5 protein-coding genes are annotated in these 7,689 nt (G+C 27.9%); all 5 read right to left on the bottom strand.

Annotated features, from left to right (window positions below):
* Positions 1 to 335: 335 nt before the first annotated feature.
* The 5 genes from C4B24_RS02795 to C4B24_RS02775 all read right to left on the bottom strand — a co-directional run bounded on the left by C4B24_RS02795 (position 336) and on the right by C4B24_RS02775 (position 7,492).
* Entirely contained in the window at positions 336 to 1,790 is a 1,455-nt protein-coding gene (locus tag C4B24_RS02795) for a YitT family protein (RefSeq protein ID WP_168388335.1), read from the bottom strand.
* Positions 1,791 to 2,015: 225 nt separating this feature from the next.
* Positions 2,016 to 2,729: a GntR family transcriptional regulator gene (locus tag C4B24_RS02790; protein WP_131599144.1), complete on the bottom strand. Its 714-nt coding sequence runs from the start codon at positions 2,727 to 2,729 to the stop codon at positions 2,016 to 2,018.
* A gap of 32 nt (positions 2,730 to 2,761) precedes the next feature.
* Positions 2,762 to 3,421 carry a beta-phosphoglucomutase gene (gene pgmB, locus C4B24_RS02785; protein WP_131599142.1) on the bottom strand — a complete coding sequence of 220 codons (660 nt, stop codon included), beginning with the start codon at positions 3,419 to 3,421 and terminating at the stop codon, positions 2,762 to 2,764.
* Entirely contained in the window at positions 3,414 to 5,783 is a 2,370-nt protein-coding gene (locus C4B24_RS02780; RefSeq protein ID WP_131599140.1) for a glycosyl hydrolase family 65 protein, read from the bottom strand. The genes pgmB and C4B24_RS02780 overlap by 8 nt, the downstream gene beginning before the upstream one ends.
* A 68-nt stretch (positions 5,784 to 5,851) precedes the next feature.
* A complete protein-coding gene (locus tag C4B24_RS02775; RefSeq protein ID WP_131599138.1) occupies positions 5,852 to 7,492 on the bottom strand; it encodes an alpha-amylase family glycosyl hydrolase in 1,641 nt (546 codons plus the stop codon).
* Positions 7,493 to 7,689 lie beyond the last annotated feature (197 nt).

Below are 7,689 nucleotides of genomic sequence, written 5' to 3'. Positions count from 1 at the left end.
AAGATCTATTTTGCAGTCAAATATATGCTGTTGCAATAGTTGGTGCCTTATAAGTATACATAATTATTAATAATTGGGTACAATTTTTTTAATTTTTTTTCGATACTTAAAAAATACTAATATTTATAGAAAATTTTAGCTATATATTCATCAATTATTACAAATAGTAAAATAGGTGTTTTTTTATCCCTATATATAAATAGAGAGTGAAAATGCATTATGGAAATTATGTATAAATGGGTTTCTTATAATTAATGATGTAATTCCCCTATATATAGATAGAGCATAAAAAAAGCACCTTTATTAATGCAAAACATTTTAAGGTTCGCCTTTAATTATTGAAATCATATATTGTAAAATTTACCAATTACTTTATCAACTGTTTGTATTGTACAAAATGAATCATTATCTATTTGTTTAAATACAGCAGGAAGCATTTTTGCTTCTTCAGATGAAGAAATAAATGTAAATGAATATCTTGGTTTAGACTTAATACCAGAACTTACTTCATTAATTATAAATGAACGGTTGTACATCATTTGCAAGTCTAAGAACTTGATCACTTCTTCTTTTTTAGATGTTAATAAAACGATTTTCTTTCTTTTTGTCTTAGTAAACATCTTATCAAGAGTTAAATTTGATACAAATGTAAATATTATTGATGCAAATATTGTGGCCGAAAAGTATGAATTGATAAATGGTTTGTGATTAACCGCAACATGATTCACCCCAATACCCAATGAGATAACAAATATACCTATCACTATTGCAATTAAACCAATTGATTTATTTTTCTTTGCAGAAATGTAAGTGACAATAAATTTACTTCCACCAGTTGAACCACCAGCTTTATATACAACCCCAACTCCAACACCATAAATAATGACACCTATAATTGTTGATATAAATGGAAGTACATATCTATATATAGGTTCATTTTGACCATTTGAAGAAATAATTGCATAAATATCTTCTGAAGTTTTCCCAAATGGTTTTATGTGTTCTAGCATTCCGGAGTAATCTAATAAAAATGAAACTCCAAATTGTGTAAGTATATAAGCAAGAGTTAATAGCGTGAATTTCTTACCAACCTTAAAGTATCCAAATATTGCAAGAGGAATATTTGCTCCAAAGAATAAAATATAAGAAGTAGATGGTGTTATGTCAGGTTTATAAAACTTCAATAAATAATAAAACATTTGAGTTACACCTCTTAACCCAGCTGAATAAAGACCAAATGGTTTGATAAAAATATCTAATGCAATTGTTGTAGTAAGTGCTGCTATTAATATAAAGGCAATAGTTCTTAGAGCTCCTCTAGTTGCACTCTTGACTCCAACTCTAATAAAAATATGATTAGAGTGCATTTCTTCAGTACGTTTTTTCCTTAACTTAGAAGAAACTGGTTTTTTATATTTTTCATTTAGTTTTTCTATTTTTTGATTAAGAATTATTTTTTCTTGTTTTACATCAAAATTTGGCTTAACCTTTTTATTTTTTCTATATTTTATTTTTTCAGTTTCTATTTTTGTCTCAAGCACACCTTTTCTATATAGTTCTTGATTAACCAAAGAATTATGCCTTAATGCATATTTATTATTTGCTCTTTTGGTATCGATACGTTTTTTCTTTTTAGAAATTTTTATCTCTTCTTTTGTTTTTGCTTTTGAAAGATTTACTTTATATTGAGTGTTAATTGTTTTAAGTCTTATCTTGTGTTTAACTTTAGCTTTTTTAAGTTTTTCTTTGAAAGATTCTCTACTTATTTTTCTTTCTTGTTCTTCATTCATTTTTTTCTCCTGGCATACATTTATAATTTTGGCTTTTAAAATAAAAAAATAATTTAAAACTACTCTTAAAAAATTATCTCACATTATTTAAGTAAGCTATAAAATACATAATATTTTAAATCATAGTTTGCTATCCATGTGTTTGAAATTCTTTAATAATCTCTCGTTATTTTTTTATATTAACTATTCAATATTTAATTGAAATTATTATAAAAAAAGAAACTCCTATTTAATCATCACTACTGATGATTTTTGGAAGTTTACTTTATTTTTTGCAATAACTCTTATTGAAAATTCAATTCAATCATCCTCATTGGAAATTTCTGAAAATTCAATTAAAGCTTGATTTTCTTCATAACCTAATTCTTTAAAATATTTAGCTAAAAATATACAATTGTCAAAAATAATTTTCTGATTAATTCTATTAGGGATAATGCCGTTTTTATATAGTGACTTTGTAAGAGATTTTTGTAAGTCATCATCATTAATCCCTCATGTTATTTCATTATTAATTATAGAAACTTGCGCAACAACTAATTCATCGTCATTGAAAAATAGTTTCTCAAAAACCTTTACCTTTTTAGCGCTTTCAATACCTCAACTATTTTGAATTAAGGACTTTATATATGTAATAACTTTTTCTGTTTTTTCTATTTCAAAATCAGTTGTTTTATTTCTATTAGTTTCATAAATACTACTAATTGAATTAAATAGCTTACCTTTAACGCCCATAACCTTGTAACCAATACCTTTAATTGGCATTAAGACTCCTAATGAAACAAAAGTTTTTAGTGAACTTCTTACAGTAATTCTAGAGCAATTGAATTTATTTGATAAAGAAGTTTCCGAAGGAATTATTGTTCCTTTTTTTCACTTTTCAGAACTAATTTTCAGTAAAATATATTCTTCTATTGAATGCTTTATAGTATCTTTAATCATAAGATAATTTTAACACTCTTTTTATGTTGTACTTATAATTTAACTATTTCTTTAAAGTTTAAGTCTTTTGTAGACTCAATAATTAAGTCAGCTTTTTCTCATTCACCCTTATCACCTCAAGTGATAGCAACTGTTTTAATATTTGCTTCTTTTAAACCAACCACTCCAGGCATAGCATCTTCAAATCCAATTGCTTCACTTGGTTTGATATTTATTAATTTACAAGCTTCAAGATAAATATCAGGACTTGGTTTTCCATTTTTAATCTTACTTGGATCAACTATCCCCTCAAAGAAATCAATCAATTTAATTTTCTTTAAAATTTTAGGTGCGTTTCTAGAAGAAGAGGCAATAACCATTTTTATACCCGCTTCTTTAGCTTGGATAAGGAAATCTTTAACATTGGGTAAAATGTCTTTTTCAGTCATTTCTGAATCTAACATTTCTAAGTAATTATTATTTTTAGATGTTGCCATTTCATTCATTTTTTCTTCTGAAAATTCCATCTTTTCCTCTTGCATATTTAAAATACCTATTAAAGTTTCCATTCTTGGTAAACCTTTAAGTGTTGCATTTTGTTTTTCAGTATATTCAATACCAACTTTTGCCACTTCATCTTTTCAAGCCTTATAGTGTAACTTAGCTGTTTCTGTTATTACACCATCTAAATCAAATACAAATCCCTTAATCATTTTGAACCTCGAATTCTTTTTTATTATTTATCTCAATTAATTCATTATTTACGAACAATTTAATAGTATTGTTCCCAATAGTTTCAATGGTAAATTTATTTCCATTAACTTTAACAAGTATTTCAACACCTTTATACATAATTTTGTATTCCAATTCTTCTCATTGTTTTGGTAATACTGGGTTTATGTGCAATTCACCATTTCTTCATCTTAATCCACCATAACCATAAACAGTTGTTTGCCAAATTGCAGCAATAGCACCTGCGTGAATACCTGCGTCACATGATTTCATATTTGTTCCCATGTCAATATCCAATGAATATTTATATAACTTATAAGCAGTATCCATTTTTCTTAAATCAACAGCTTGAACTGCATATGTAGTTGGCGAAAGAGAAGAGTCGTGTGTAGTAATTGGTTCATAAAATTCAAAGTTTTTCTTAATGATTTCTTTATCATATTTTTCAGGCATTAATGAAGTAAGAAGAACTACATCTGCTTGCTTAACTAATTGCGAACCTAATCTCTTATGTCCCTCTTTTGTGTTAAATAATTTTTTACCAGCATCTCCAAGTAATTGGAATGGTGTAACATCAATTCTATCTAATTTTAAGAATTGATCATTCTCAGCAATAATCCCATCGCTATTAGGAGTTTGTTGAACAAGATTATTCAATACATCTTTCATTTTTTCTAGTGGTACTTCATAAGGTATTTTTTTAGTAACCGTTTTTAGTATTTCCTTACCATCTTTTGATTCGTTTAGTTTATCAATATATTTAAAAGCCAACTCAATGTTTTTACTTGCAAATGCATTGATGTATGCATTGTTGTCAATATTACCTTTATACTCATTTGGCCCCATTACATCTTTAATCATGTATTTGCCATCTTGTTGTTTTTCTGCTCTATTAGCCCAGAAGATTGCAGTATCAATTATCATTTCATAACCCATGTCTTGCATGAATTTTTCATCACCAGTAAAATCATAGTATTGGTCAACAGCAAATGCAACATCTGCAGGAACATGAATTTCTTGTCTTCTTGAAGCTATTGGAACTTGTTTACCAGTTACAACATCAGCTTGACCTCAATACGGACAAACTTCACCATCAGTTGGTCATGCCATTTCTCATGGGAACTGTGCACCCTCAAGACCTGACTCTTCTGATCTTTCTTTTGTTTCCATTGCTTTAGCTCTTGCTCCTTCGATACCTTTATATCTATAAACCAAAAGATTTTTTGCAATTTCTGGCTGTGAGAATAGATAGTTAGGAACTATAAAGAACTCAGTATCTCAAAATGAATGACCTTGGTAACCTTCACCACTTAATCCTTTTGCACCAATAGATAAATTACTATTATTTTTAGGAACAAATGAATTCATATGTAGAACACTAAAAGCTAACGCCATTTGATCATATGATGCATCTTCTGATTTACCTTTTATTTTTACATGGAATTTTTCTTTTAAATCTGCATACTTATCAATTGATTTTGAAAGAAGAGATTCAAAACTTTCGCTTTTAAGTAAATTAAATAAATCGTTAGCTTTTACTTTTACTTTTTCGTCATCCATTTTTCTTTCTTCTTCATCAATAGATGTGTTTACTGACATAAGTTTTTCAAGTTTAAGAGATGTCTTTACATCGACGATATTCTTAATTTTAAATCCAACTTGTCTTCTTGCCATTGAAATAACATAATCATCATTTCCACCTTCTTGTTTTGTTTCTCCCAAGAAAACATTTGTAATCATGTTATGAATAATTAAGTCGTTTTTTTGATTTGTATGTTCAGCATATTGAACCGACTCTAAAGAAGTTCTTCTCTTTTGTCCTTCTTTACAATGTTGAGCACCACTGTTTGTTGTTTGCCCATTAATTCTTGGCATTATTATAACTTCTGTTGATTCTCCAGATAATTGTTCAATATTTATTCTTTGTGCATAAACGTTTTCTATATCTTGAGACACAAATCTTTCAAATGTTATTTTAAATTCTTTGTCTTCTCTTTTTATAATTAATTCTCTTGTAAGGGTAGCGTTTTTTAAACAAAGTGTTTTTGTATATTTATCACTTGATTTAATTGAAAGTAATTCCCCATCTAGATAAATTGGTGTCTGAGTTAAATCAGCCAAGTTAGCTAATTCAGATACCATTTGATCATCAGCTTGGTTAAAAATACCATTTACAAATAAATCTTCTTTATTGAATTTTTCTACTTCTTCATCAGAAGACCTTAATCCAAGGTAGCCATTTCCAAGTGACATCATTGATTCTGTCTTAGCTGTTAAATTCTTATCAAATGCAATTTGTGAAATTTGCAATTCTTTTGTATCATATTTTAAAAGTTTTTTCATTATTACCTCTTTCTTACATGCTTTTTGTCTAAAAATACTTCACGGCATGAGCGCTACAATTTTAAGAATTAAATCTCAAACATAATTGATTCATATGGTCTTAATTGACCTTTGAATGGTTTTTTATCATTTCAAGAAGAAATTATTCTTTTACCCTTGATTGATTCTAATTTTAATTTTCTATCTCTAATATTAATTAGTGTTACTATTTTCTTATTTGTCTTTTTAGAAGTCCTTACAACTTTGAATGCTCCAGAAGGAAGTAATTCTACTTTTGAAGTCCCATCAATTAATATATCTCTAAACTTTTCACTCTTTCTAATAGAGATGATTTTTTTATAGAAATTAAATATTGATTTTTCATCATTAATTTGAGATTCAACATTTATATCTCTATATCCATATCCAACTTTAATTCAAGGTTTTGCGCCATCATTAAATCCTGCGTTTTCTTTATCATTTCAAGCCATTGGAGTTCTACAATTATCCCTACCATTAATTGATAAATATTTTGTCATTTCTTCTTCAGTGTAATATCCTTGTTTTTCAACTAAATCTCTATATGCATTAAGTGCATCAACATCCTTAAATTCTGAACGGTTTTTAAATCTTGGATTTAGCATACCAATTTCTTCACCGTAGTAAATACATGGTATTCCTTTCATAACAAATAACATCATCGCAAGTGATTTTGCAGACTCTTCTCAAAATACACCTTCATTTCCTCAACGTGAAATAGCTCTTGAAGTATCGTGATTTGATAAAAAGTTTGTCATTAATTCTGGATTAACTAATTCTGATTCTTGGAATGGTTTGATTTCCTCCACAAATTTTTTGTAATTTCATTCAGGATCATAACCATTTCTACCTGTTTCTCCTCAGCCTAATCATCATCATGAAAAGTTATAATAATTCGTAGATACTTTATCTTTTCCAGTTCCATATTTAATTGCTTCTTCAAGTGTTATACCAGATGATTCTCCAAGTATAAATGCATCATCTTTATCCTTGAATGCAATTTCATTAAATTTTTGTAATTGTGGAACAGCTGTTGGGCCTCAAGAAAAATCATTTTCATTACCTTCAGGAAATACTTTGGAAATATGTTTAATAGCGTCAAGTCTAAATCCTTTTACACCATTTGAATATCAAAAATCAATAATATCAGCCATCGCTTCAATTGTATCTGGATGTTCTCAATTTAGATCTACTTGCTCTTTAGCAAATAAGTGGAAATAATACTTATTAACTGAAGGAACAAATTCTCATGCAGAACCCCCAAAGATAGACATAGCTTTTTCTTCATCTTTGCTTAGCTTATCTCTTCAAATAAAATAATTGTGTTCAATATTTTCAACTGATTCACACGCCTTTTTAAATCAAGGGTGCTCGTCTGAAACATGATTTAAGACAATATCCATAATGATATCAATTCCATGTTTTTTAGCTTCTTGTGTCATTTCTTTAAAATCTTCAAGTGTTCCAAATTGTTTTCAAACAGCTTTATAATCCTTAACGTCATATCCAGCGTCCGCAAAATTTGTTTCATATGTTGGACATAATCAGATAGCATCAATACCTAAATTAGATAGATATTCCATTTTAGATGTTATCCCTTTTATATCTCCATCACCATCATTGTTAGCATCTTTGAATGATCTTGGAAATATTTGGTAGATAACTTTATCTTTTCATTTTATTGTTTTCATTTTATTGTCTCCTTTTTCAATTACTTCTATTTAATATAATTTTCTCATTTTTTAATTACTCAATTCACTTGTAATAACAAGTAAAATAACCTCTTATATTTTGAATATGAGATTAGATTGTAGTTGATATTATAAATACAATATAAAAGACAGTCCAGAAAGGACCGTCTTTAATTTATCGTTAAAACAATAGAGTT

The sequence above is a fragment of the Mycoplasma marinum genome (assembly GCF_004335975.1).
GTDB classification, from domain to species: domain Bacteria; phylum Bacillota_I; class Bacilli_A; order Mycoplasmatales; family Metamycoplasmataceae; genus Mycoplasma_K; species Mycoplasma_K marinum.
This window is presented reverse-complemented; position numbering and strand designations above follow the sequence as displayed.